Source organism: Streptomyces sp. NPDC014006 (assembly GCF_043088925.1).
Classification (GTDB): domain Bacteria; phylum Actinomycetota; class Actinomycetes; order Streptomycetales; family Streptomycetaceae; genus Streptomyces.
On sequence record NZ_JBICAJ010000012.1, the window covers coordinates 113,207 to 137,100 of the forward strand.

Consider the following 23,894-nt stretch of genomic DNA (forward strand, 5'->3'; position numbering starts at 1 on the left):
GGCGGCGTACGACCGCAAGGGGCAGCCCGGAAGCCGAACCGACTACCGCAGGCGTGCCATCAGCGCATGCTCGACCAGCGTGATGAGCGTCGACTTGGCGTCGGCGCGGTGGCGGGCGTCGGTGGTGATGATGGGGGTGTCCGGGCCGATCTGCAGTGCTTCACGGACCTCTTCGGGCTGGTAGGGCTGCTGTCCGTCGAAGCCGTTGAGGGCGATCACGAAGGGCAGGCCGCTGTTCTCGAAGTAGTCGACGGCGGGGAAGCAGTCGGCGAGGCGGCGGGTGTCGACGAGTACCACGGCGCCGATGGCGCCGCGGACGAGGTCGTCCCACATGAACCAGAAGCGGTCCTGTCCGGGGGTGCCGAACAGGTAGAGGATCAGGTCCTGGTCCAGGGTGATGCGGCCGAAGTCCATGGCCACCGTGGTGGTGGTCTTGTCTCCGGTGTGGGTGAGGTCGTCGATGCCCGCGGACGCGGACGTCATCACGGCCTCCGTGCGCAGCGGGTTGATCTCCGAGACGGCGCCGACGAACGTGGTCTTGCCCACGCCGAAGCCGCCCGCCACCACGATCTTCGCGGAGGTGGTGGAGCGGGAAGGACCGCCGCTAGAGCTTGCGAAGTCCACTGAGCACCCTTTCGAGCAGTGTCACGTCTGGCTGGCCGCCGGCGTTCTCGTCGCCGCCGGGCTGATGGATGGCGACCAGTCCCGCCTCCGCCAAGTCGGCGACGAGGATCCTGGCCACGCCGAGCGGGATCGTCAGCAGGGCCGAGACCTCGGCCACCGACTTGATCTCGCGGCACAGGTTGCAGATCCGCTGATGCTCGGGCAGCTGGCCCTGCATCTGGTGCGGAGCAGCGGTGGTGTGTACCAGCGCCTCGATGGCGAGCTGGTAGCGCGGTCGCGTCCGGCCGCCGGTCATGGCGTACGGACGCACCAGCGGGTTGTTCGACGCCCCGGCGGGCGCCGGCTCGGGGGTGCGACGCTGGGGCTGCACGGGCTGGATGCGCGGGGCCGGCGGCTGGTCGTACGGCGACGGGCCGGGGCCCTGGGGCATGTACGGCTGCCGGTGGCTCGGGGCGGAGGGGTAGGCGTACGGGTTCGCGGAACCGTCGCCGCGGCCCTGGCCAGGGCCGTACGACCAGTTGCCCGAAGGCGATCCGCCTGGGGGTGTTGCCACTTTTTCTCCTCCTCCGAGCGTGTCTGGCATCCCACCACGTGGAAGCCCGCGTCCCGAAACCTTACGGCCCCGGGACGCCAATACGCACCGTCCCCCTGTCAGTTGAGCAGGCTGCCCTGGAGCTCAGCCCGCAGATCCGGCGTCAGGACAGTACCGGCCCGGTCCACCAGAAGGGCCATTTCGTATCCGATGAGACCGATGTCCGCCTCCGGGTGCGCCAGCACCGCAAGCGAGGAACCGTCGGAAATGGACATGATGAAGAGGAATCCCCGCTCCATCTCCACAACCGTCTGGTTCACGCTGCCGCCCTCGAAGATCCGGGACGCACCGGCGGTCAGCGAGGTCAGACCGGAGGCGACGGCCGCGAGCTGATCGGCGCGGTCGCGGGGGAAGCCTTCGGACATCGCCAGAAGGAGTCCGTCGGCGGAGACCACCACCGTGTGGGACACCCCCGGGGTGTTGTCCACGAAGTTGGTGATCAACCAGTTCAGGTTCTGTGCCGCCTGGCTCATCGGGCTCACACTAACGCTCCTGGTTGTAGGTGCTGTCAGGACCGAAGCCCTGGCCGTTCGTTTCACTGCCTGCGCTCGCGCTGCGTCCACGCTGGACGCCCCGGCGCAGGTTGCTCAGCCTGCCCCGGACGTCCTCCGGGGCGCGGGAGACCTGTGGGCCCCCCTGGGGGGTGGTTTCGGCGGCGCCGTCGACCAGGTTGGCCTTGGGAATCCGCCGCGGCAGGCCGGAGGCTGTCACCCCGCCTGCCTTGGGCTTCCGAAGCTGCGCGGCCTGCTGCCAGCGGTCGTCGTTCGCCGACCGCCAGCTGCCATTGTCGCCGTTGGGCTCCGGAGTGGGCGCCGGCGCTTCCTCGTTCACGCGCTGCGCGGAGCCGTTCGAACCGCTCGCGTGGGATCCGCGGCGCGGCAGCCCGGCGTCGGTCAACTCGTGGACGGCGGAAGTGGCCGGTCCCGGACGGTCGAAGCCTACGCGGTCCTGCTGACTCGCGTCAGCGGTCCGCTGCGGTTCCGTTTCCGGTGCCTGAGCAGCGTACTGGGACCCGTAGCCGTTCTGGTAGCCGCTGTGCTGCTGGGGCCAGTCGTCCTGGTAGGACGTCCGGTCGAAGCCCGAGGGGCCGTCCGTGGTGCCGGCGTGCGCCGCCGCGGACTCTTCCTGCGCGGGCTCCGCATAGGACGACTCGGAGTAGCCGCCGGCGTTCTGGAAACCGTCGTTCTGCGGTACGTGGCCGTTCTGCCCGTAGTAGGAGTCCTCGTACGACGGCGCCTGCTGCCCGTCGTAGCCGCCGCGCTGCTCCTCGTACGCCGTGTGCTGGTCGTACCCGGCGCCCTGCTCGGGGAAGCCGCCCTGCTCGGGGAAGCCGCCCTGCTGGGCGTCGTAGGCGGACTGCTGCTGGGTGGTGGAGCCGAAGTCGTCGGCGTACCCGCCCTGCTCGGGGTTCTGCTCCTGGGGCTGGCCGTTCGACTGGGACTCCAGGGCCGCGCGGCGCTCCTCGCGCATCAGCGAGCGGCCGACCGGGTCCAGGTCCCGCAGGTCGTCGGGGACCTCGACATAGCGGCTGTCGTCGAAGCCCAGCTCCGCGGCCGTCCGCATCGGCTGGCTGAAGTCCTCACCCCGGTAGTTCTGCTCCGGGATGATCTGCGAGACGGTGAACTCGTCGCGCTGGACGTGCTGTTCGCCGCCACCACCGTGCGTGATCGCGTCCGGCAGCATGACCAGCGAGGTCGTGCCGGCCTGCTCGCCCGAGGGGCGCAGCTGGACCCGGATGCCGTGCCGGTCGGACAGCCGGCCGACCACGAACAGGCCCATGCGCTGGGAGATCGCGACGTCCACGGTCGGCGGGTTTGCCAGCTTGTGGTTGATGTCGGCGAAGTCCTCGGCCGTCAGGCCGATGCCCTTGTCGTGGATCTCGATCATCACGCGGCCGTCCGGGAGACGGGTCGCGGTGACACGGACCTTGGTCTGCGGGGAGGAGAACGTGGTGGCGTTCTCCAGCAGCTCGGCCAGCAGGTGTACGAGGTCGGTCACGGCCCGGCCGTGGATCTCGGCCTCCGGCACGCCCTGTAGCTCGATGCGCTCGTACTGCTCCACCTCGGAGGAGGCGGCGCGCAGCACGTCGACCAGCGGCACCGGCTGGTCCCAGCGGCGGCCGGGCTCCTCGCCGGCGAGGACCAGCAGGTTCTCGCCGTTGCGGCGCATACGGGTGGCGAGGTGGTCCAGCTTGAAGAGGTTCTCCAGCTGGTCCGGGTCGGCCTCGTTGTTCTCCAGGTCCGTGATCAGGGACAGCTGGCCCTCGATCAGCGACTGGTTGCGGCGCGAGAGGTTGGTGAAGATCGCGTTGATGTTGCCCCGCAGCAGGGCCTGCTCGGAGGCGAGCCGGACCGCCTCGCGGTGCACCTGGTCGAAGGCTCGGGCGACCTCGCCGATCTCGTCGGTGGTGGTGATCGGGATCGGCGCGACCCGGGTGTCGACCCGGCCGGGGTCGGTGCGCGAGAGCTGGTCGACCAGCATCGGCAGGCGCTGCTCGGCGATGCCGAACGCGGCGTTGCGCAGCTGGCGCATCGCGCGGCTCATCTGGCGGGCCACGGCACCGGCCAGGATGAAGGCGAGCAGCAGGGCGATCACCACGATGGCGCCGGTGACGATGGCGTCCTGCTTGGCGCTGTCGGCGATGCTCTGCGCGTCGGCCACGGCCTTGTCGACCAGTTCGGTCTCGACCTGGCGGTAGCCGTCGAACTTCGCGGTGGAGGCGCCCATCCAGGTCTGCGGCGTCACGCCCTTGGCGGCCAGCTCCTCGGAGCTGAAGGTGCCGGCGGCGATGCCCTGGAGCATCTTGTCGGCGACGGGCATGGCGGTGTAGGCGCCACCCTGCGTGGAGCTGTTGTCACCGGCGTTGACGGCGGCGCCCCGGTCACCGACCTTCTGGCGCTGCTGCGCCATGACCTGGTCGAGACGGTCGACGTCGGCCTGGGTGGCGCCGGAGACGAACTCGTTGACGGCGATGCCCTCGAGGTAGCGGTACGTGGCGAGGGAGACGCGCTGCTGCGCGGCCACGCTCCGCTTGTCGGCGGGCCGGATCAGCAGGTGCACGCCGATCGCGCGCTGCAGCGAGGTCGCGGCCTTGGCGAGGGAGACGGCGTAGACGGTACGGCCGTAGGAGGTGACGTTGCCGGTGCCGAGACTCAGCTCGTTGGCGAACTCCATCAGGGAGTGCTGGACGAGGACGTAGCCCTCTTCCGTCTTCACCGGGTCCATCGGCTTGGTGAACGCGGCCTGACGCAGGGCGCCCAGCTTGTTCTCGTTGGACCGGAACAGCTGCATACGGCGGTCGAGGGCGGCCGTGTGCGGCAGGTTCTTCGCCGCCTCGTCGAACTTCCCCTTGGCCGAGTCGGTGGCGGCGCGCAGCTGCTTGACCTCGGCCGTCTCGCCCTTGCCCTGGAGCAGGTCGGGGGCGGTGAGGTCACGCTCGTCGAGCAGGGCCTGGCCGTAGTCCTCCGCTGCGCGGACCAGCAGGGCGACGTTCTCCGCGTCCTCCGCGTTCTGCCAGGTGTCGATCGAGCTCTTGACCTGGAAGCCGCCCATGACGAGGCCGACGAGCACGGGTATGAGCAGGATCGCGTTCAGCCGGGTCGGCACCCGCCAGTTGCGGGGGGAGAAGCGGCCGCCGCTCGGGGCCGGCGCCGCCGACGGTTCCGAACCGGGCACAGGAGCGGGCGCCGCTGTGCGCGGCGGCGGGGTGAAGTTGCCCCGCGCCGCCGGCTCGGGACTGTTCTTGCTTCGCCTCACTCGACCAACAACCTCTCGGCGGTCGGCACCTTCGTCGTGCCGCAGCGTGTCCGTGCCCGGTCGGCCAAAACGACTCCCGGTAGGCCTACCAGTACGTCTTTGACTATTGGGCAGTTCAGGCATTCCAGCACGACGACCTGCGCTCTTCCAAACAGCGGAATGCGCGGGCTCGAGGTGATGTAAGCCCCGCATAAAACGGTCATAAAGAGCGAGCCCCGCCAAAAGACGGGGCGTTCGTGCGCACAGCGACACCGGGCGACCGCGACGCGTGGCGGTTCTCCACGATTCCTCTGCCGAACTGTTATGAACACCGGAGCCGGCCGTGTCAAAGGCCACAGCCGGCTCCGTCACCACCCCAGGACAACTGCCGTATCGCCCTTCCGACTTGAGTGCCGGCCCGGCGTCCCACCGAGGTGAGCGCTAGCGCAGGCGCGCCATCAGGGCGTGTTCCACCAGCGTGATCAGGGCGGACTTGGCGTCGGCGCGGTGGCGCGCGTCCGTCGTGATGATCGGGGTGTCCGGCCCGATCTGCAGCGCCTCCCGCACCTCTTCGGGCTGGTAGGGCTGCTGTCCGTCGAAGCCGTTGAGGGCGACGACGAAGGGCAGGCCGCTGTTCTCGAAGTAGTCGACGGCGGGGAAGCAGTCGGCGAGGCGGCGGGTGTCGACGAGTACCACGGCGCCGATGGCGCCGCGGACGAGGTCGTCCCACATGAACCAGAAGCGGTCCTGTCCGGGGGTGCCGAACAGGTAGAGGATCAGGTCCTGGTCCAGGGTGATGCGGCCGAAGTCCATGGCCACCGTGGTGGTGGTCTTGTCTCCGGTGTGGGTGAGGTCGTCGATGCCCGCGGACGCGGACGTCATCACGGCCTCCGTGCGCAGCGGGTTGATCTCCGAGACGGCGCCGACGAACGTGGTCTTGCCCACGCCGAAGCCGCCCGCCACCACGATCTTCGCCGAGGTGGTCGAGCGACCCGCGGCCGTCGCCTGACCGCTAGAGCTTGCGAAGTCCACTGAGCACCCTTTCGAGCAGTGTCACGTCCGGAGCACCGGTGGCCTCGTCGCCGCCCGGCTGGTGGATCGCGACGAGACCGGCTTCGGCGAGGTCCGCGACCAGAATGCGGGCCACGCCCAGCGGCATGTTGAGCAGCGCGGAGACCTCCGCGACCGACTTCACCTCACGGCACAGATGGCAGATGCGCTGGTGCTCCGGGAGCAACCCCATGAGCGCAGCCGGGTCGGCCGTGGTGCTGATCAGCGCCTCGATGGCGAGCTGGTAGCGCGGCCGGGTCCGGCCGCCGGTCATGGCGTACGGCCTGACCAGCGGCTGGTCGCCCTCTTCCTCGTACGACCCTGCGTACGGATCATGATGGGCGGTGGGCGGGGTCATGGATCCTCCGGGCGAGACAGCAAGTCGGTCGGGCTGGCCGTCGGACGGGGCCGGTGGGGGGATTGTGGCGGCCGGACGGTTTTTCGGTGACGCGTATGGATCACGGGCCGGTCAGTGGAGCAGACTTCCTTGGAGCTCGGCACGCAGGTCGGGCGTGAGCACCGCGCCCGCGCGGTCGACCAGGAGTGCCATCTCGTAGCCGACGAGGCCGATGTCGCACTCCGGGTGCGCGAGCACGGCCAGCGACGAGCCGTCCGAGACGGACATCAGGAACAGAAAACCCCGTTCCATCTCGACGACCGTCTGTGCCACGGTGCCGCCCTCGAAGATCCGCGAGGCACCGGCCGTCAGCGAGGTCAGCCCGGACGCGACGGCCGCCAGCTGGTCGGCACGGTCGCGCGGGAAGCCCTCGGACATCGCCAGCAGCAGACCGTCGGCGGAGACGACGACCGTGTGGGACACCCCGGGGGTGTTGTCCACAAAGTTGGTGATCAACCAGTTGAGGTTCTGTGCCGCCTGGCTCATCTGGCTCAACTAACGCTCCTGCTGGTGAGTGGGGCTCGGGAAGCTGCCGGTCTGGCCGCTGCCGGCCTGACGGCCCTGAGCGATGCCCCGACGAAGATTGGTCAGCCGTCCGCGCACGTCCTGAGGCGCGCGCGAGACCTGCGGACCGGCCTGGTTCTGCTGTTGCTGAGCCGTGCCCGGCACGAGGTTCGCCCGGGGCACGCGGCGCGGCAGACCGGAGGTGGTGACCCCACCCGAGGCGGGCTGACGCACCCGCTCCGCCTGCCGGACGAGATCGTCGTTCGGCGAGCTGCGCCAGCCGCTCTGGGCCGGCCGCTGCTGCGGGGCAGCGGGAGCCGGCGCCTGCTGCTGCTGCGGGGCGGGAGCGGCGCTCTGCTGCTGCTCCTCCTCGCGGCCGCCGCGGAACCAGTTGGTCTCCAGCGTGTCGTACAGCGGAGTACGGCCGTCACCCGGACCGCTGGCCGGCGGCAGCGCCTCCGGCTCACGCCGGACGGGACGCTGCTGCGGAGCCTGCGGCTCGGTGTACGAAGGCCGCTGCTGCGGGGCCTGCTGCTGGGGGTAGCCGTAGCCACCCGACTGCGGCTGACCGAACGGGTCGCCGGCCGCGGGCTCCGGACGCGCGGGCAGCGCATGCCGGCCCGTGTTGGAGCCGTCGTGCTGCGGCGCCGGGAACTGGCCGGTGGAGCCGTCGTCGTACGCCTGCGGGGCCGGGAACCGGCCCGTGGCGGGCCCGGCGTCACGGCTGTCGGCGCCGAAGATGTCGGAGCGGACGAACTGGTCGCTGCCCTGGCCACCGCTCGGACGCGGCGTGCCGAAGTCCTGACGGGCGAAGTCGGAGGCGCCGTTCGGGCCCTGCGCCTGGTCCCCGCGGCCCACGACCGGGATCTCGGCGGTCGCGCCGGGACCCTGACGGTCGTCGATCCGCGGCATCCGCGAGGTCTGCTCGGCCTCCGGCTCCTCGTGGCCGCGCGGGGTGTCCAGCGAGGCACGCGACACCGGCGGCTCGCCGCTCTGGTCGCTCCAGCTCGGCGTACGCGGCTGCTGCGGAGCGGTGCCGGGCAGCTCGGCCCGGGCACCACCGCGCGGCGGCAGCTGCGGACGGCGACGCCGGCCGCCCTTCTCCGCGCCCGCACCCGCGTCGTCGGCAGGGCGCTGCGCCGGCGCCGGACCGCGCGAGGGACCGAAGGGGTCCTGGCCGGGCGCACCCGGACCGGCGGCCTGCAGACCCTGCGGCGCGGCCGGCTGACCGAAGGGGGCACCCGTGCCGGCCGGCGCGGGCCGGCCCTGCTGCTGCGGACCGCGGGGAGCGGCCGGCGCACCCGGGCGGGGGCCGTCCCGGCCGGGCAGCGCGGCACGCGGCCCCTGACCGGCGCCCAGCAGGCCGCCGTTGCCGGCACCCGGGCCACCCGCGGACGGCGAGGCGCCGAAGGCTCCGGCGCCCTGGCCGCCACCGTTCTGCACGGCGGCCTGGCGGCGTGCGGCGGCCGCACCGGCGGCGGCCTGCGCGGCGGCGGGACCGCCGGTGGAGCCCTGGCCGGGCTTCGGCGGCTGCGGCTTCTTGCCACCCTGCGCCACGTCGACCGGCAACATGACCAGCGCGGTCGTACCACCGGAGTCGGACGGACGCAGCTGGATGCGGATGCCGTGGCGCTGCGAGAGGCGGCCGACCACGAACAGACCCATGCGGCGGGAGACGGAGACGTCCACGGTGGGCGGCGAGGCCAGCCGCTCGTTGATCGCGGCGAGGTCCTCGGGGGAGAGGCCGATGCCGGTGTCGTGGATCTCGATCAGCACGCGGCCGTCGGGCAGCGCGTGACCGGTGACCTTGACCTTGGTCTGCGGCGAGGAGAACGAGGTCGCGTTCTCCAACAGCTCGGCGAGCAGGTGCACGAGGTCGTTGACGACCCGGCCGGCGACCTCGGTCGTCGGCACGGAGGCCAGCTCGATGCGCTCGTACTGCTCCACCTCGGACGCGGCGGCGCGCAGCACGTCGACCAGCGGAACCGGGCGGGTCCAGCGCCGGCCGGGCTCCTCACCCGCGAGGACGAGGAGGTTCTCACCGTTACGGCGCATACGGGTGGCGAGGTGGTCCAGCTTGAACAGCGAGGACAGCTGGTCCGGGTCGGCCTCGCGGGACTCCAGCTCGGAGATCAGCGACAGCTGGCGCTGGATCAGACCCTGGGAGCGGCGCGAGAGGTTGGTGAACATCGCGTTGACGTTGCCCCGCAGCAGGGCCTGCTCGGCGGCGAGGCGGACCGCCTCGCGGTGCACGTCGTCGAAGGCCGCGGCCACCTGGCCGATCTCGTCGCGGGAGTGCACACCGACCGACTCCACGGAGGTGTCGACGTCCTGCGGGTCCGACTCCGACAGCTGCTTGACCAGCTCGGGCAGGCGGTCCTGGGCGACCCTGGTGGCGGTCTCCTGGAGCCGGCGCAGCGAGCGGATCATGGACCGGGCCACGACGAACGCGCCGACCAGCGACACACCGAGGACCAGCAGGATCAGCGCACCCGAGATGATCGCCTCGCGCTCGGAGTCGCTGCGCAGCTCACGGGCCTTCTGCTCCATCTCGCTGAGCAGGGTCAGCTCGATGTTCGACATCTGCTGGAGCTTGGTGCCGCTGTCGTCCAGCCAGTCCTTGTACGACCGCTTGTCGAGCTTCTTCAGACCACCGATGTCCTGGACCGCACGGCTCGCGTACGTGTCGGCGTCCTCGATGATCGGGTTGCCCTCTTGGATGGGCTTGAGCAGTTCCTCGGCGTTCTTGTCGCCGTAGATGCTGCGGAACGTGCTCAGTTCCGACTTCTGGCCCTCCGTCGCCGACTCGGCGTAGTTGCGGTCGTTCTCGGAGAGGTCGCCGTAGGTGGTGTTGCTGGCGGGCAGGGCGGCCGCGATGACCGCGCGCTGCATGGAGGCGTACTCCTTGGCGGAGGAGAACGCGGCCAGTGCGCGGGTGCGCTGGATCATCTCCGGGTTGCTGGTGGCCTCGGCCATGTCCTGGGAAAGGTCCAGCAGGTGGGTGATCAGCCGGTGGTAGGCCTCGACCGTCTGCGAGGAGTTGCCCTGGGAGGTGTAGGCCTCCTGGCGGATCCTGCCGAGGGTGTTCAGATCCCGGGCGATGGCGACGACGCTCTCGCGGACACCCTGCAGGTTGCCGTCCTCGACCTGCTCCGAGGCGTCGATGAAGTTGTCCTTGGCACGGTCGGTCTTGTCCCGCAGCCCCTTGACGGTGGGGTCCTCGGCCTTGGAACCGTGTGCCAGCGGACCGGCGGACTCGTCGCGCTCCTCCTGGAGCGCCGCGGCCAGCTCGGTGGCCTGCTTGGTCATCTCGGTCAGCAGCTTCATGTTCTCGAGCTGCTGGATGTTGTCCATCGACTCGCTGATGCGCAGGGCGCCCAGGGTGGTCGCGGCGACCACGGGGAGCGCGAGCAGCGACACCAGTCGGGTGGAGATGCGCCAGTTGCGCAGGGCTATTCGCGTGCCGGGGCCGGAGGGGCCCTGCGGCGGCTTGACCTTGGGAGTGGTGGGGCTGGGAGCCGACACGGTCACCCCCGGACGCCCGGGGCGTTCACCGCCGTCGCCGGACGGGGCCGCCTGGCCCGGGTTCTGGGCGTGCTGGGGCGAGGAGCTGACGGCCATCGGGCCAGTCCCGCCGTGCGGCTCCGGCTCCGCCGAAGCGCTGCCATCCCTCTTGAAACGTCCCTGCACTAGCGTCGCAACCTCTGGACCAGGCGTTCCTCCGCAGATACGGAGGAACGGTGTCGGCGTCTTGGGAGATCGCCCTGAATGCGTCTCCCGGGTGGTCGTGAGTGACCGGCGCTGGACTTCCCCTCTCGCCGCCCACCTTGTCGGGAGCGACGCTGCTTCGCGCCCCCCGTGCGCCGGCTCGATCCTGCGGCGGTCCGTGGCATTCCAGCACAGTGCAGGATCTCCAACAAGGTTCGTGGCTGTTGTGTGACCTCTGTGACAGCACGTGAGGGCCGGGTTACCAGGTGTGGAAAGTGATCCCGGACGAATCGGGCGTATCCGAGCGAGTCGGCGGGTCGGGGTCGGTGTCCCAGTCGCCATGATCAGGAGCGGAATGAGGGCTTCAGGGGCTCAATGTCCGTTTCGGTGGGGTGATCCGCGGGTCGGAATTGACCGGTTTGAGCTGTGATTCGTGAGCAAACTCACACGAGGATCATGTGGTCTTCACGCCTTCGACGGGAATGCGCACGTTTGGCCTCGTGCTTGACAAGAGGTGACGTTCTGACAATCCGCGCGTGAGGTAGCTTTGGGCCCCTCCCAGCGCCCCGAGACGAACAGGTCTTGTTAACCGTGAAGACGACGATGATGTTCCACACGCTTGCCAACCCGCGGCGCACGACGCTGGCGCACCTGAAGGACGCCGACGAGCTGCAGATCCCCGAGCAGCCGGAGCACTCCATCGATCTGCCGGCGCAGACCGCCAACCCGCGGCGCACGGTCCTCATGGACGTCCCCGTGACCGCCGCGCACTGAGCGCACAGCCGCGACCCGGCAGCCGAGGGCGCCCGCACCGAGCGGGCGCCCTTCGTCGTACACGGGACGGCACGGGATACACGCGAACCCCGGCGACCATGCGCGAGGTTCCGGCCTGTCCACCGCGTTAGCCTGGAGCGTCAGACTCCAGCCAGCTCAGTGACAAGTTAAGGGGCGCAAGGATCCCGTGCGCATCGCCAGGTTCTCCATCGACGGGAACGTCGCCTTCGGCGCGGTCGAAGGCGGCAAGCCGGACGAGCTCGTCCTCGACATCATCAAGGGCATCCCGTTCGCGGACTTCGAGCTCTCCGGCACCAAGGTGCCGCTGAGCAAGGTGCGGCTGCTGCCCCCCGTGCTGCCCAACAAGGTCGTCGCCTTCGGCCGCAACTACGCCGAGCACGCCCGTGAGCTGGGCAACGAGGTGCCGGACGCCCCCTTCGCCTTCTTCAAGCCGTCCACCTCGGTGATCGGCCCCGGCGACGCGATCCAGTACCCGCCCTTCACCGAGGACCTCCAGCACGAGGCCGAGCTCGCCGTCGTCATCGGCCGTATGTGCCGCGAGGTCCCGCGCGAGCGGGTGGCGGACGTGATCTTCGGCTACACCTGCGCCGTCGACGTCACCGCCCGGGACGTCCAGCGGCGCGAGAAGCAGTGGGCGCGGGCCAAGGGCTTCGACACCTCCTGCCCGCTCGGCCCCTGGGTCGAGACGGACCTGGACCTCGCGACCGCGTCCGACCTGACGATCCAGCTCACGGTCAACGGCGAACAGCGCCAACTGGGCCGCACGAGCGAGATGATCCACTCGATCGAGGATCTGATCGTCAACATCTCCGAGGCCATGACGCTGCTGCCCGGCGACGTCATCCTCACCGGCACCCCGGCAGGGGTCGGCCCCCTGAACGTCGGCGACGAGGTCGCCGTCACCATCGAAGGCATCGGCACTCTCACCAACAAGGTTGTCAAGCGTGGCTAGCGCACCCGGCTCCCCCGTACGCGTCCGTTTCTGTCCCTCGCCCACCGGTAACCCCCACGTGGGCCTGGTCCGCACCGCCCTGTTCAACTGGGCGTTCGCCCGGCACCACCAGGGCACGCTGGTCTTCCGCATCGAGGACACCGACGCGGCCCGCGACTCCGAGGAGTCCTACAACCAGCTGCTCGACGCGATGCGCTGGCTCGGCTTCGACTGGGACGAGGGCCCCGAGGTCGGCGGCCCGCACGCGCCCTACCGGCAGTCGCAGCGCATGGACCTGTACAAGGACGTCGCGCAGAAGCTCCTGGACGCCGGCCACGCCTACCACTGCTACTGCTCCCAGGAGGAGCTGGACACCCGCCGCGAGGCCGCCCGCGCCGCCGGCAAGCCCTCCGGCTACGACGGCCACTGCCGCGACCTGAGCGCCGAGCAGGTCGAGCAGTACCGGGCCGAAGGCCGCGCCCCGATCGTCCGCTTCCGCATGCCCGACGAGACGATCACCTTCACCGACCTGGTGCGCGGCGAGCTGACCTTCACCCCGGAGAACGTTCCGGACTACGGCATCGTGCGCGCCAACGGCGCCCCGCTGTACACGCTGGTCAACCCGGTCGACGACGCCCTGATGGAGATCACCCACGTCCTGCGCGGTGAGGACCTGCTCTCCTCCACCCCGCGCCAGATCGCGCTGTACAAGGCGCTGATCGAGCTGGGCGTCGCCAAGGACACCCCCGCCTTCGGTCACCTGCCGTACGTGATGGGCGAGGGCAACAAGAAGCTGTCCAAGCGCGACCCGCAGTCGAGCCTGAACCTCTACCGCGAGCGGGGCTTCCTGCCCGAGGGCCTGCTCAACTATCTGTCCCTGCTGGGCTGGTCGCTCTCCGCGGACCAGGACATCTTCTCCATCGAGGAGATGGTCGCCGCCTTCGACATCTCCGAGGTGAACCCCAACCCGGCGCGCTTCGACCTGAAGAAGTGCGAGGCGATCAACGCCGACCACATCCGCATGCTGGACGTGAAGGACTTCGCCGAGCGCTGCCGCCCGTGGCTGAAGGCCCCCTTCGCCACCTGGGCGCCGGAGGACTTCGACGAGGCCAAGTGGCAGGCCGTCGCCCCGCACGCGCAGACACGCGTGAAGGTGCTGTCGGAGATCACCGACAACGTCGACTTCCTCTTCCTCGCCGAGCCGGTCTTCGACGAGGCGTCGTGGACGAAGGCGATGAAGGAGGGCTCGGACGCCCTGCTGCGCACGGCCCGCGAGAAGCTGGAGGCGGCCGACTGGTCGTCTCCGGAGTCGCTGAAGGAGGCCGTCCTGGCCGCCGGTGAGGCGCACGGCCTCAAGCTCGGCAAGGCCCAGGCCCCGGTCCGGGTCGCCGTCACCGGCCGCACGGTCGGCCTGCCGCTCTTCGAGTCCCTTGAGGTCCTGGGCAAGGAGAAGTCGCTGGCCCGGATCGACGCGGCGCTGGTGAAGCTGGCGGCGTAGCGCGCACCCGCGTGACAGGGGCGGTGTCCGGCAAGGCCCGGGTGCCGCCCCTGGCGTTTCGCTACCGTCGGCTCATGAGCATCCGAGCCGTCCTCTGGGACGTCGACGACACCCTCTTCGACTACACGAGCGCCGACCGCGCCGGCATGCGCGCGCACCTGGCCGCCGAGGGACTGCTCGGTGCCTTCGGTACGGCGGAGCAGGCGCTCGCACTCTGGAAGCAGGCCACCGAGCTGCACTGGGGGCGCTTCGCGGCCGGGGAGGCGACCTTCGAGGCGCAGCGCCGCGACCGGGTGCGCACGTTCCTGGGCGCGGAACTGACCGACGCGGAGGCCGACGACTGGTTCCGGCGTTACGTCGGTCACTACGAGTCCGCCTGGGCCCTCTTCCCGGACGCCGTGCCCGCCCTGGACGCCCTCGCCGCCGGCTACCGGCACGCGGTGCTGTCCAACTCCAGCCTTGTCGTCCAGGACCGCAAGCTGCGCGTCCTCGGCGTCCACGGCCGCTTCGAGACCATCCTGTGCGCGGCCGAGCTGGGCGTGTCCAAGCCCGAGGCAGCCGCCTTCCACGCGGCCTGCACGGCCCTGCGCCTCGCCCCGCACGAGGTGGCCTACGTCGGGGACCACCCGGACATCGACGGGCGGGGGGCGGCCGAGGCGGGCCTGCTGTCGGTGTGGATCGACCGTGACGGGGCGCGTACGGGCGGTGATGTGCCCCGGGGCCCGCACCGGATCTCGACCCTGGCCGAACTCCCGGCGGTGCTCGGCGCTGATACCCGTTTTGGAGCCCGGTCCACCTTCAGGTAATGTTCTTCCTGCGCCGCCGGGGAGCGGGCCGAAAGGCCGGGACCCGGGGGAGCGAAACTAGAACGAGATCCCCGCAGGGGCTTGAGTTCCAGTGGCCTATGGTGTAATTGGCAGCACGACTGATTCTGGTTCAGTTAGTCTTGGTTCGAGTCCAGGTAGGCCAGCTCGCAGAGCTTATCTGCAAAGCCCCCGTTGTGTAGCGGCCTAGCACGCTGCCCTCTCAAGGCAGTAGCGCCGGTTCGAATCCGGTCGGGGGTACTGATCTCGATCATGTCGGGATCGCTAGGGCCCCCGTTGTGTAGCGGCCTAGCACGCCGCCCTCTCAAGGCGGTAGCGCCGGTTCGAATCCGGTCGGGGGTACTGACTGGTCTAAACCATCATTGGTCTATGGTGTAATTGGCAGCACGACTGATTCTGGTTCAGTTAGTCTTGGTTCGAGTCCAGGTAGACCAGCTCGGACCTGCGGAAACGCAGTGTCCAGGCCCCCGTTGTGTAGCGGCCTAGCACGCCGCCCTCTCAAGGCGGTAGCGCCGGTTCGAATCCGGTCGGGGGTACAAGAAGAAGGCCCTTCGCTTCGGCGGAGGGCCTTCGTCGTGCCCGGCGCCGCAGCAGCGGCTCGTCCAGGGGCCGGCGCGACAACTCGGCATACGGCGCGAGCTCTTCGGCCCCGTCGTAGCCGAGCCTGGGTCGGCCCCCTCGAAGAGGTCCCGCCGCGGCGTCGGGACGGGACCTCTGGCTGTGGGGGCTGACCTCTACCGGTGCGGGGCGGACCTCAGCCCGTGCGGCGCAGGGCCTCCGAGAGGCGGGCCGCGGCATCGATGACCGCCTGGGCGTGCATACGGCCCGGGTGGCGCGTGAGGCGCTCGATGGGACCGGAGACGGACACGGCGGCCACCACGCGGTTGGAGGGGCCGCGCACGGGCGCGGAGACCGACGCGACGCCCGGCTCGCGCTCACCGATCGACTGGGCCCAGCCACGGCGCCGTACGCCGGACAGGGCCGTGGCCGTGAAGCGGGCGCCCTGCAGGCCCCGGTGCAGGCGCTCGGGCTCCTCCCAGGCCATCAGCACCTGCGCCGACGAGCCGGCCTTCATGGTGAGCGTGGAGCCGACTGGCACGGTGTCCCGCAGTCCGGACAGGCGCTCCGCGGCGGCGACGCAGATACGCATGTCACCCTGGCGGCGATAGAGCTGCGCGCTCTCGCCCGTCACGTCACGCAGATGTGTGAGCACCGGGCCGGCGGTGGCGAGGAGACGGTCCTCACCCGCGGCCGCGGCCAGTTCTGCGAGCCGAGGGCCGAGAATGAAACGTCCCTGCATGTCACGCGCCACCATGCGGTGGTGTTCCAGTGCCACGGCCAGGCGGTGAGCCGTGGGTCGAGCCAGTCCGGTGGCCGCGACCAGACCCGCGAGGGTGGCCGGACCGGACTCCAGAGCGCTCAGGACGAGGGCCGCCTTGTCCAGAACGCCGACGCCGCTACTGTTGTCCATGCAACGATACTCGCGTCTCACTCTGTGAAACGCAAGTTCAATTTTCCGTGGAACCCGCCACTCTGGATGTCACGAAGGCACAGCGGCCCGCGATTCGACGGGCCTGGTGGCGGATGTCCGGTCGCAGGGGCGCGGGCAACGCCTCCTCAAGATCTCTAGTTGGGCCGGTGGACGTTTGCCGGTCGGAGGGAAAGCGATGGGTAGGACACTCGCGGAGAAGGTCTGGGACGACCACGTCGTCCGGCGCGCCGAGGGCGAGCCCGACCTCCTCTTCATCGATCTGCACCTGCTGCACGAGGTGACCAGCCCGCAGGCCTTCGACGGCCTCCGCAAGAGCGGCCGCCAGGTGCGCAGGCTCGACCTGACCATCGCCACCGAGGACCACAACACCCCGACCCTCGACATCGACAAGCCCATCGCGGACCCCGTCTCCCGGGTCCAGCTGGAGACCCTGCGCAAGAACTGCGCCGACTTCGGGGTGCGGCTGCACCCGCTGGGCGACGTCGAGCAGGGCGTCGTGCACGTCGTCGGCCCGCAGCTGGGCCTGACCCAGCCCGGCACCACCGTGGTCTGCGGTGACTCCCACACCTCCACGCACGGCGCCTTCGGCGCGCTGGCGTTCGGCATCGGCACCTCGCAGGTCGAGCATGTGCTGGCCACCCAGACGCTGCCCATGGCCCGCCCGAAGACCATGGCGATCACGGTCGACGGCGAACTGCCCGAGGGCGTCACCGCCAAGGACCTGATCCTGGCGATCATCGCGAAGATCGGCACCGGCGGCGGCCAGGGCTACATCCTGGAGTACCGCGGCTCCGCCATCGAGAAGCTCTCGATGGAGGCCCGGATGACCATCTGCAACATGTCGATCGAGGCCGGCGCCCGCGCGGGCATGATCGCCCCTGACGAGACCACCTTCGCGTACCTCAAGGGCCGTCCGCACGCCCCCGAGGGCGCCGACTGGGACGCCGCCGTCGCGTACTGGAAGACGCTGCGGACGGACGACGACGCCCAGTTCGACGCCGAGGTCGTCATCAACGCCGCCGAGCTGTCCCCGTTCGTCACCTGGGGCACCAACCCGGGCCAGGGCGCGCCGCTTTCCGCGTCCGTCCCCGACCCGGCTTCGTACGAAGACCCTTCGGAGCGCTTCGCCGCCGAAAAGGCCCTGGAGTACATGGGGTTGGAGGCCGGTCAGCCGCTGAGCTCCATCAAGGTGGACACCGTCTTCGTAGGCTCCTGCACCAACGGCCGCATCGAGGACCTGCGCGCCGCGGCCGACCTGCTGCGGGGCCGCAAAGTCGCCGACGGGGTACGGATGCTGGTCGTCCCGGGCTCCGCGCGGGTGGGTCTGCAGGCCGTCTCCGAGGGTCTCGACGTGGTCTTCAAGGAGGCCGGCGCCGAGTGGCGGCACGCGGGCTGCTCCATGTGCCTGGGCATGAACCCCGACCAGCTGGCCCCCGGTGAGCGCTCGGCGTCCACCTCCAACCGCAACTTCGAGGGCCGGCAGGGCAAGGGCGGCCGCACCCACCTGGTGTCGCCGCAGGTCGCGGCCGCGACCGCGGTGCTGGGCCACCTGGCCTCGCCCGCCGACCTGACCGACGCCGAGACCCGTACGCCCGCTGGAGTCTGAGGATCATGGAAGCTTTCACCACGCACACCGGCCGGGCCGTCCCGCTGCGCCGCAGCAACGTGGACACCGACCAGATCATCCCCGCCCACTGGCTCAAGAAGGTCACTCGCGACGGGTTCGAGGACGGGCTGTTCGAGGCCTGGCGCAAGGACCCCGAGTTCGTGCTGAACCGTCCCGAGCGGCAGGGCGCCACCGTCCTGGTCGCGGGCCCGGACTTCGGTACCGGCTCCTCCCGTGAGCACGCGGTGTGGGCGCTGCAGAACTTCGGCTTCAAGGCGGTGATCTCCTCCCGCTTCGCCGACATCTTCCGCGGCAACTCGCTGAAGAACGGCCTGCTCACCGTGGTCCTGGACCAGAAGACCGTGGACGCACTGTGGGAGCTGGTCGAGAAGGACCCGACCGCTGAGGTCACCGTGGACCTTCAGGCGCGTGAGGTGCGCGCCGAGGGCATCACCGCCTCCTTCGAGCTGGACGAGAACTCCCGATGGCGGCTGCTGAACGGTCTGGACGACATCTCCATCACGCTGCAGAACGAGGCGGACATCGCCGCGTACGAGGCGAAGCGGCCGTCCTTCAAGCCGCGCACCCTCCAGGTCTGAACCATCGGCCCGGCCCGCGCCCGCTGAGGGTCGGGTTTCGGCCACCGCATCACCCCGCCTGTACCCCCGATCGGCCCGATCGGGGGTACAGGCGTTTTTGGGTCCGTACGGCGTCGGCCGGCGGTCGGGGGCGGTTCAACTTCCCACGTTACGACGGTGGTTGCTGGGGTATCCGAGGCTCAGGAACGCGTCTTCGCGGTGCGCCCGGATGGCTGTTGGAGGCGGCAGTTGCCCCCTGCGCGGGCGACAACTCGCCCCAGATGGCACAATCTGTGCATGGAACACGACGGCCAACTCGAGCTCTATGCGGCGGTCGCGGACCAACTGAAACAAGCGCACGCCAGGGTGCGCGCACTGCAAGTCCCGGAGGGCGTACGGATGGCGCTGACCCGGAAGCTGCTGGTCATTACGGCCGCGGCCAAACACGATCTTGCCGGTGCGACAAGGCGGCTGGAGCGGTTCATGGCGGATCTCGATGCGGGGCGCGTCCCCGAAGAGGACGACTGAACACATCCGTGATCGCCGAGTTCGTTGCGGCACAAGGGTGATAAGCCCGTTTCGTGTTTGATTTGCGGTATATATCTGCCTAACGTGCGAAAAAGCTTGAACACTTTCGTTCTGGCGATGTCTCCGAAGGGGAAGACGTGAACAAGGCGCAGCTCGTAGAAGCGATTGCCGACAAGATGGGTGGCCGCCAGCAGGCCGCCGATGCTGTCGACGCGGTCCTGGACGCCATCGTCCGCTCGGTCGTCGGGGGCGACCGGGTCTCGGTCACCGGGTTCGGTTCCTTCGAGAAGGTCGACCGGCCGGCCCGCTACGCCCGTAACCCGCAGACCGGCGAGCGGGTTCGGGTCAAGAAGACCTCCGTTCCGCGCTTCCGCGCGGGTCAGGGCTTCAAGGACCTGGTCAGCGGGTCGAAGAAGCTCCCGAAGAACGACATCGCGGTCAAGAAGGCCCCCAAGGGCAGCCTGTCCGGCCCGTCCGCCACCATCGCCAAGCCCGCGGGCAAGAAGGCCGCGGCCAAGAAGACGACGGCGGCCGCGAAGAAGACCACCACCGCGAAGAAGGCGACCCCGGCGAAGAAGACCAGCACGGCCGCCGCGAAGAAGACCACGGCCAAGAAGGCGCCCGCGAAGAAGACCACGACGCCGGCCGCCAAGAAGACGACCGCGGCGAAGACCACGGCCGCCAAGAAGACCACGGCGAAGAAGGCCCCGGCGAAGAAGGCGACCGCCAAGAAGGCGCCCGCCAAGAAGTCGTCGGCGCGCAAGACCGCCGCGAAGAAGACCACCGCGCGCTAGGAGGCGACCGCACGGGTTACTCACGCGCCGGGCCGGACTCCCTGACGGAGTCCGGCCCGCGGTGTGTTGTGGACCTGGTGTCCTGGTGGCGGCGCCGCTTTGGGACGGGACGGCCCGGCCGACGGGACATTCCGACCGGGGCCCACGGGGGACGCGGCCGGTGTCAGAACGTCTGCAGGGTCACCAGCGTGATGCGGCGGGAGGCGCCTTCACCTTCCGTTTCGATACGGACCCGTTGGCCGGGGCGCAGCAGGCGCAGGCCGCCCGCATCGAAGGCCGGGGCGTCGAAGGGCACGGGGGTGCCGTCGTCGAGGAGCACCTGGCCGCAGCGGGTCTCGGGGTCGTACGTGTATGCGGTGGCCTGCATGACGGTCAGCCTACTGCCCGGGGATCAGCAGCCGCGCGGCCGCCGCGGCCGTCCGGGGGCCCACGCCGAGGGAGAGCGCGGCGCGCAGGTCGTCGCCGGTGTCCACGTCCTGGCGTACGGAATCGGCCCGGTCCAGGGGCAGCTCGACCGCGCCGGACGCGCGGTGGCGGGCACGGGAGCGAGCGCCGAATGCCGGCTGCAATTCCTGTCCGGCACCGGCCGACAGGAGCGTGGTGCCGATTTCCGCTGCGTCCGGGAGAAATGCGCGCGGGAATGGGGCGGCCGTATCGAGGACCCGGGCCAATTCCAGCGGGCGCAGGGCCGGCAGATCGGCGTTCAGGGCCGCCACGGGAGTTCGGGGGTGCTCGGCGCGTACGACCGCCGTCGCGTGCGCCAGCGCCGCGTTCAGGCCGGCGGACGGGGTGTCGGGGACGATACGGGCGCCCAGGGCCGCCAGCTCATGGCCGGCCAGGGCGTCGTTCGTGACGACCACCACATCATCCACCGCGTCGCAGGCCAGCGCCGCCGCGATCGTGTCCTGGGCGAAGGCGAGCGCGAGGCCCGGGCGCACCCCGTCCCCGGCCGTGTCCGCGAGCCTGCTCTTGGCCCGCGCCAGAGGCTTCAGGGGGATGACCAAGGTCCACTGCACCGGCGTACCGTCCCTCTCGTGTCCTGGTCATTGTCGCCGGGCCATCTCGTCGGCGGGACGGCGGGGCGTACGGTGTTCTCGACAGACCGGCGGCCCGGGGCGACACTTGTGCGGCCCCACGGGCCCCGGTGGCAAGCCCTAGAGGAAGGTGTCCGCGTGCCCCGCCGCAGAATCGGCTTCTGGTACCGCTTCGCCGCGGTGATCTGCAAACCACCGCTGGTGTTTCTGCTCAAGCGGGACTGGCGCGGAATGGAGAACATTCCGGCCGACGGCGGATTCATCACCGTGGTGAACCACAATTCGCACGTCGACCCCTTCGCATATGCCCACTACCAGTACAACACCGGCCGGGTCCCGCGATTCCTGGCCAAGAGCGGGCTTTTCAAGAAGGGCTTCGTCGGCGCCGCCATGCGTGGCACCGGCCAGATCCCCGTCTACCGCGAGTCCACCGACGCGCTCAGCGCCTTCCGGGCCGCGATCGACGCCGTGGAGCGCGGCGAGTGCGTCGCCTTCTACCCCGAGGGCACCCTCACCCGCGACCCCAACGGCTGGCCCATGACCGGCAAGACGGGCGCCGCGCGCGTCGCGCTGCAGACCAGGTGCCCGGTCATCCCGGTCGCCCAGTGGGGCTGCAACGAGCTGCTGCCGCCGTACGCCAGGAAGCCGGACCTCTTCCCGCGCAAGACCCACCGCGTGCTGGCCGGGCCGCCCGTGGACCTCTCCCGCTTCTACGGCAAGGAGATGACCGCGGAGGTGCTGAAGGAGGCCACCGAGGTGATCATGGCGGCCATCACCCGCCAGCTGGAGGAGATCCGCGGCGAGAAGGCGCCCGCCGCGCCGTACGACCCGCGCCGCGAGCGCATCGAGCAGCGCCGCCGCACCCAGGCCCAGGCCGAGGCGCGGGCGCAGGGCAAGCAGGCGGAAGGGCAGGGCACGTGAGCAAGCCGGTCACGCCGGTCAAGGCAGCCGTCTTCAGCGCCGGTTCATGGGGCACCGCCTTCGGCATGGTGCTCGCCGACGCCGGGTGCGAGGTCGTGCTGTGGGCGCGACGCCCCGAGGTCGCCGAGGCGATCAACTCCACCCGGACCAACCCCGACTACTTCCCCGGCGTGCAGCTGCCCGAGAACCTGCGCGCCACCACCGACCCCGCCGAGGCCGCCGCCGGCGCCGACTTCACCGTGCTGTCGGTGCCCTCCCAGACGCTGCGCGCCAACCTCGCCGAGTGGACCCCGCTGCTCGCCCCGCGCACCGTCCTGGTGTCGCTGATGAAGGGCGTCGAGCTGGGCACCACCATGCGGATGAGCGAGGTCATCGAGGACGTCGCCAAGGTGGGCCCGGAACGCGTCGCCGTGGTCACCGGGCCCAACCTCGCCCGTGAGATCGCCGCCCGCATGCCGGCCGCGGCCGTCGTCGCGTGCACCGACGAGGCGGTCGCGCAGCGCCTGCAGACCGTCTGCCACACGCCGTACTTCCGGCCGTACACCAACACCGACGTCGTCGGCTGCGAACTGGGCGGTGCCGTCAAGAACGTCATCGGGCTCGCCGTCGGCATCGCCGACGGCATGGGGCTCGGCGACAACGCCAAGGGCTCGCTCATCACCCGCGGCCTCGCCGAGACCACCCGGCTGGGCCTGGCGATGGGCGCCGATCCGATGACGTTCTCCGGACTGGCCGGTCTCGGCGACCTGGTGGCCACCTGCTCCTCGCCGCTGTCGCGCAACCACACCTTCGGCACCAACCTCGGCAAGGGCATGACCCTGCAGGAGACCATCGCGGTCACCCGGCAGACCGCCGAGGGCGTCAAGTCCTGCGAGTCGGTGCTGGATCTGGCCCGGCGGCACGGCGTCGACATGCCGATCACCGAGACCGTCGTGTCCATCGTGCACGAGGGCAAGTCCCCGGTGGTCGCCCTCAAGGAGCTGATGTCGCGCAGCGCCAAGCCCGAACGGCGCTGAACGGCCCCGCCCGCGCGACGCTGCGCGACCGACCGAGGGACACGGAGTCACGGCGGCCCGGTGGGCGCTGACTCGGGGAATACCAACGGGTACTCTCAACGCGATATGAGCACCGAGAACCTCCCCCAGAGCCCTGAGCAGCCGTCCCGCAAGCCGCGCGTGGCCGTCGTGTTCGGCGGACGCAGCTCCGAACACGGGATCTCCATGGTCACGGCCGGCGCCGTCCTGAGCGCCATCGACCGGACGCGGTACGACGTCCTGCCGATCGGCATCACCCGGGAGGGCCGTTGGGTGCTGACGGCCGACGAGCCCGAGCGGATGGCCATCGCCGACCGCCGCACCCCCGAGGTCGAGGACATGGCGGAGCCCGGCGACGGCGGCGTGGTGCTCCCCGTCGACCCCGCCAGCCGCGAGGTCGTCTACAGCGAGCCCGGCTCGGTGCCCAAGGCGCTCGGCGAGGTCGACGTCGTCTTCCCGGTGCTGCACGGCCCGTACGGCGAGGACGGCACCCTGCAGGGCCTGCTGGAGCTGTCCGGGGTGCCGTACGTGGGCTCGGGCGTGCTCGCGTCGGCCGTCGGCCAGGACAAGGAGTACATGAAGCGGGTGTTCACCTCCTTCGGGCTCAAGGTCGGCCCGTACGTGGTGATCCGGCCCCGCGAGTGGGAGCGGGACACCTCCGCCGCCCGCAAGAAGATCGTCGACTTCGCCGGTGAGCACGGCTGGCCGCTGTTCGTGAAGCCGGCGCGCGCCGGTTCGTCCATCGGCATCACCAAGGTGGACGACCTCTCCGGCCTGGACGAGGCCATCGAGGAAGCGCAGCGGCACGACCCGAAGATCCTCGTCGAGGCGGCCGTGCGCGGCCGTGAGATCGAGTGCGGCGTGCTGGAGTTCGAGGACGGCCCGCGCGCGTCGGTGCCGGCGGAGATCCCGCCGCCGGACGCCCACGCGTATTACGACTTCGAGGCCAAGTACATCGACTCCACGCCCGGCATCGTCCCGGCGCCGCTCACCGACGAGCAGACCGCCGAGGTGCGGCGGCTCGCGGTGGACGCCTTCGACGCGGCGTCCTGCGAGGGCCTGGTGCGCGCGGACTTCTTCCTCACCGAGGACGGCGAGTTCGTCATCAACGAGATCAACACGATGCCCGGCTTCACGCCCATCTCGATGTACCCGAAGATGTGGCAGGCCACCGGTGTCGGCTACGCCGAGCTGGTCGACCGCCTCATCCGGGCGGCCCTGCGCAGGTCGACGGGCCTGCGCTAGTTCC

General features: G+C 70.4%; 22 protein-coding genes and 5 tRNA genes. 16 read left to right on the forward strand and 11 right to left on the reverse strand.

The window, feature by feature from the left end:
- Positions 1 to 42: 42 nt before the first annotated feature.
- The 8 genes from ACF1GV_RS33200 to ACF1GV_RS33235 all read right to left on the reverse strand — a co-directional run bounded on the left by ACF1GV_RS33200 (position 43) and on the right by ACF1GV_RS33235 (position 10,592).
- Positions 43 to 624, reverse strand: coding sequence for an ATP/GTP-binding protein (locus tag ACF1GV_RS33200; RefSeq protein WP_159535964.1), 582 nt, complete (start codon positions 622 to 624; stop codon positions 43 to 45).
- Positions 605 to 1,177, reverse strand: coding sequence for a DUF742 domain-containing protein (locus ACF1GV_RS33205; protein ID WP_391688291.1), 573 nt, complete (start codon positions 1,175 to 1,177; stop codon positions 605 to 607). The genes ACF1GV_RS33200 and ACF1GV_RS33205 overlap by 20 nt, the downstream gene beginning before the upstream one ends.
- Positions 1,178 to 1,275: 98 nt before the next feature.
- Positions 1,276 to 1,689 (reverse strand): roadblock/LC7 domain-containing protein, encoded by a 414-nt coding sequence (locus ACF1GV_RS33210; RefSeq protein WP_004983065.1) that lies wholly within the window; start codon positions 1,687 to 1,689, stop codon positions 1,276 to 1,278.
- 10 nt (positions 1,690 to 1,699) lie between these two features.
- Positions 1,700 to 4,972 carry a nitrate- and nitrite sensing domain-containing protein gene (locus ACF1GV_RS33215; RefSeq protein ID WP_391688294.1) on the reverse strand — a complete coding sequence of 1,091 codons (3,273 nt, stop codon included), beginning with the start codon at positions 4,970 to 4,972 and terminating at the stop codon, positions 1,700 to 1,702.
- Positions 4,973 to 5,392: 420 nt separating this feature from the next.
- The gene (locus ACF1GV_RS33220; protein WP_391688297.1) at positions 5,393 to 5,983 is read right to left on the reverse strand and encodes an ATP/GTP-binding protein; all 591 of its coding nucleotides are present in this window, start codon (positions 5,981 to 5,983) and stop codon (positions 5,393 to 5,395) included.
- On the reverse strand, positions 5,964 to 6,359 hold the full coding sequence (locus ACF1GV_RS33225; RefSeq protein ID WP_361627748.1) for a DUF742 domain-containing protein: 396 nt from the start codon (positions 6,357 to 6,359) through the stop codon (positions 5,964 to 5,966). The genes ACF1GV_RS33220 and ACF1GV_RS33225 overlap by 20 nt, the downstream gene beginning before the upstream one ends.
- A gap of 111 nt (positions 6,360 to 6,470) precedes the next feature.
- Positions 6,471 to 6,884, reverse strand: a complete 414-nt coding sequence (locus tag ACF1GV_RS33230; RefSeq protein WP_023546525.1) for a roadblock/LC7 domain-containing protein — start codon at positions 6,882 to 6,884, stop codon at positions 6,471 to 6,473.
- A gap of 9 nt (positions 6,885 to 6,893) precedes the next feature.
- Entirely contained in the window at positions 6,894 to 10,592 is a 3,699-nt protein-coding gene (locus ACF1GV_RS33235; RefSeq protein ID WP_391688300.1) for a nitrate- and nitrite sensing domain-containing protein, read from the reverse strand.
- A 609-nt stretch (positions 10,593 to 11,201) separates the two neighbouring features.
- On the opposite strand from ACF1GV_RS33235, the gene ACF1GV_RS33240 reads away from it, so the two are divergent.
- From ACF1GV_RS33240 to ACF1GV_RS33280, 9 genes are all read left to right on the forward strand, one after another.
- Positions 11,202 to 11,384, forward strand: coding sequence for a hypothetical protein (locus ACF1GV_RS33240; protein WP_363266638.1), 183 nt, complete (start codon positions 11,202 to 11,204; stop codon positions 11,382 to 11,384).
- A gap of 187 nt (positions 11,385 to 11,571) precedes the next feature.
- Positions 11,572 to 12,357: a fumarylacetoacetate hydrolase family protein gene (locus ACF1GV_RS33245; protein ID WP_391688303.1), complete on the forward strand. Its 786-nt coding sequence runs from the start codon at positions 11,572 to 11,574 to the stop codon at positions 12,355 to 12,357.
- Positions 12,350 to 13,834, forward strand: coding sequence for a glutamate--tRNA ligase (gene gltX, locus ACF1GV_RS33250; RefSeq protein ID WP_391688306.1), 1,485 nt, complete (start codon positions 12,350 to 12,352; stop codon positions 13,832 to 13,834). The genes ACF1GV_RS33245 and gltX overlap by 8 nt, the downstream gene beginning before the upstream one ends.
- A 74-nt stretch (positions 13,835 to 13,908) precedes the next feature.
- Complete coding sequence (locus ACF1GV_RS33255) at positions 13,909 to 14,640, forward strand: HAD family hydrolase (protein WP_391688308.1); 732 nt, start codon at positions 13,909 to 13,911, stop codon at positions 14,638 to 14,640.
- 92 nt (positions 14,641 to 14,732) lie between these two features.
- Positions 14,733 to 14,804, forward strand: a tRNA-Gln gene (locus tag ACF1GV_RS33260).
- A 21-nt stretch (positions 14,805 to 14,825) separates the two neighbouring features.
- Positions 14,826 to 14,898: transfer RNA gene (locus ACF1GV_RS33265), tRNA-Glu, on the forward strand.
- Between the two features lie 29 nt (positions 14,899 to 14,927).
- Positions 14,928 to 15,000: transfer RNA gene (locus ACF1GV_RS33270), tRNA-Glu, on the forward strand.
- A 21-nt stretch (positions 15,001 to 15,021) separates the two neighbouring features.
- Positions 15,022 to 15,093 (forward strand) — tRNA-Gln (locus ACF1GV_RS33275).
- A gap of 28 nt (positions 15,094 to 15,121) precedes the next feature.
- A tRNA-Glu gene (locus ACF1GV_RS33280) sits at positions 15,122 to 15,194 on the forward strand.
- A gap of 218 nt (positions 15,195 to 15,412) precedes the next feature.
- Here the strand turns inward: ACF1GV_RS33280 and ndgR are convergent.
- Positions 15,413 to 16,129 carry an IclR family transcriptional regulator NdgR gene (ndgR, locus tag ACF1GV_RS33285; protein ID WP_361627730.1) on the reverse strand — a complete coding sequence of 239 codons (717 nt, stop codon included), beginning with the start codon at positions 16,127 to 16,129 and terminating at the stop codon, positions 15,413 to 15,415.
- 196 nt (positions 16,130 to 16,325) lie between these two features.
- Here ndgR and leuC point away from each other — a divergent pair, with 196 nt between their 5' ends.
- From leuC to ACF1GV_RS33305, 4 genes are all read left to right on the forward strand, one after another.
- Entirely contained in the window at positions 16,326 to 17,756 is a 1,431-nt protein-coding gene (gene leuC / locus ACF1GV_RS33290; protein ID WP_391688312.1) for a 3-isopropylmalate dehydratase large subunit, read from the forward strand.
- Between the two features lie 5 nt (positions 17,757 to 17,761).
- Positions 17,762 to 18,355 (forward strand): 3-isopropylmalate dehydratase small subunit, encoded by a 594-nt coding sequence (gene leuD, locus ACF1GV_RS33295; RefSeq protein WP_391688315.1) that lies wholly within the window; start codon positions 17,762 to 17,764, stop codon positions 18,353 to 18,355.
- A gap of 276 nt (positions 18,356 to 18,631) precedes the next feature.
- Complete coding sequence (locus ACF1GV_RS33300; RefSeq protein WP_363266631.1) at positions 18,632 to 18,862, forward strand: hypothetical protein; 231 nt, start codon at positions 18,632 to 18,634, stop codon at positions 18,860 to 18,862.
- A gap of 137 nt (positions 18,863 to 18,999) precedes the next feature.
- A complete protein-coding gene (locus ACF1GV_RS33305; protein WP_391688320.1) occupies positions 19,000 to 19,656 on the forward strand; it encodes an HU family DNA-binding protein in 657 nt (218 codons plus the stop codon).
- Between the two features lie 163 nt (positions 19,657 to 19,819).
- On the opposite strand, the gene ACF1GV_RS33310 is transcribed toward ACF1GV_RS33305, so the two are convergent.
- Positions 19,820 to 20,023 carry a hypothetical protein gene (locus ACF1GV_RS33310; protein ID WP_391688323.1) on the reverse strand — a complete coding sequence of 68 codons (204 nt, stop codon included), beginning with the start codon at positions 20,021 to 20,023 and terminating at the stop codon, positions 19,820 to 19,822.
- Positions 20,024 to 20,033: 10 nt separating this feature from the next.
- Entirely contained in the window at positions 20,034 to 20,672 is a 639-nt protein-coding gene (gene cofC / locus ACF1GV_RS33315; RefSeq protein ID WP_391688326.1) for a 2-phospho-L-lactate guanylyltransferase, read from the reverse strand.
- 156 nt (positions 20,673 to 20,828) lie between these two features.
- Here cofC and ACF1GV_RS33320 point away from each other — a divergent pair, with 156 nt between their 5' ends.
- The 3 genes from ACF1GV_RS33320 (at position 20,829) to ACF1GV_RS33330 (ending at position 23,890) form a co-directional block, all read left to right on the forward strand.
- Entirely contained in the window at positions 20,829 to 21,611 is a 783-nt protein-coding gene (locus tag ACF1GV_RS33320; protein WP_391688329.1) for a lysophospholipid acyltransferase family protein, read from the forward strand.
- On the forward strand, positions 21,608 to 22,627 hold the full coding sequence (locus tag ACF1GV_RS33325) for an NAD(P)H-dependent glycerol-3-phosphate dehydrogenase (protein WP_391688331.1): 1,020 nt from the start codon (positions 21,608 to 21,610) through the stop codon (positions 22,625 to 22,627). The genes ACF1GV_RS33320 and ACF1GV_RS33325 overlap by 4 nt, the downstream gene beginning before the upstream one ends.
- A gap of 105 nt (positions 22,628 to 22,732) precedes the next feature.
- Positions 22,733 to 23,890 (forward strand): D-alanine--D-alanine ligase family protein, encoded by a 1,158-nt coding sequence (locus tag ACF1GV_RS33330; RefSeq protein WP_391688334.1) that lies wholly within the window; start codon positions 22,733 to 22,735, stop codon positions 23,888 to 23,890.
- The last annotated feature ends 4 nt before the right edge of the window (positions 23,891 to 23,894 follow it).

What these genes read in the sequence shown, in the direction of transcription:
- ACF1GV_RS33210 (WP_004983065.1), bottom strand. Translation starts at nt 1,689, where the DNA reads ATGAGCCAGGCGGCACAGAACCTGAACTGGTTGATCACCAACTTCGTG.
- ACF1GV_RS33225 (WP_361627748.1), bottom strand. Translation starts at nt 6,359, where the DNA reads ATGACCCCGCCCACCGCCCATCATGATCCGTACGCAGGGTCGTACGAG.
- ACF1GV_RS33230 (WP_023546525.1), bottom strand. Translation starts at nt 6,884, where the DNA reads ATGAGCCAGGCGGCACAGAACCTCAACTGGTTGATCACCAACTTTGTG.
- ACF1GV_RS33255 (WP_391688308.1), top strand. Translation starts at nt 13,909, where the DNA reads ATGAGCATCCGAGCCGTCCTCTGGGACGTCGACGACACCCTCTTCGAC.
- ndgR (WP_361627730.1), bottom strand. Translation starts at nt 16,129, where the DNA reads ATGGACAACAGTAGCGGCGTCGGCGTTCTGGACAAGGCGGCCCTCGTC.
- leuC (WP_391688312.1), top strand. Translation starts at nt 16,326, where the DNA reads ATGGGTAGGACACTCGCGGAGAAGGTCTGGGACGACCACGTCGTCCGG.
- leuD (WP_391688315.1), top strand. Translation starts at nt 17,762, where the DNA reads ATGGAAGCTTTCACCACGCACACCGGCCGGGCCGTCCCGCTGCGCCGC.
- ACF1GV_RS33300 (WP_363266631.1), top strand. Translation starts at nt 18,632, where the DNA reads ATGGAACACGACGGCCAACTCGAGCTCTATGCGGCGGTCGCGGACCAA.
- ACF1GV_RS33310 (WP_391688323.1), bottom strand. Translation starts at nt 20,023, where the DNA reads ATGCAGGCCACCGCATACACGTACGACCCCGAGACCCGCTGCGGCCAG.
- ACF1GV_RS33330 (WP_391688334.1), top strand. Translation starts at nt 22,733, where the DNA reads ATGAGCACCGAGAACCTCCCCCAGAGCCCTGAGCAGCCGTCCCGCAAG.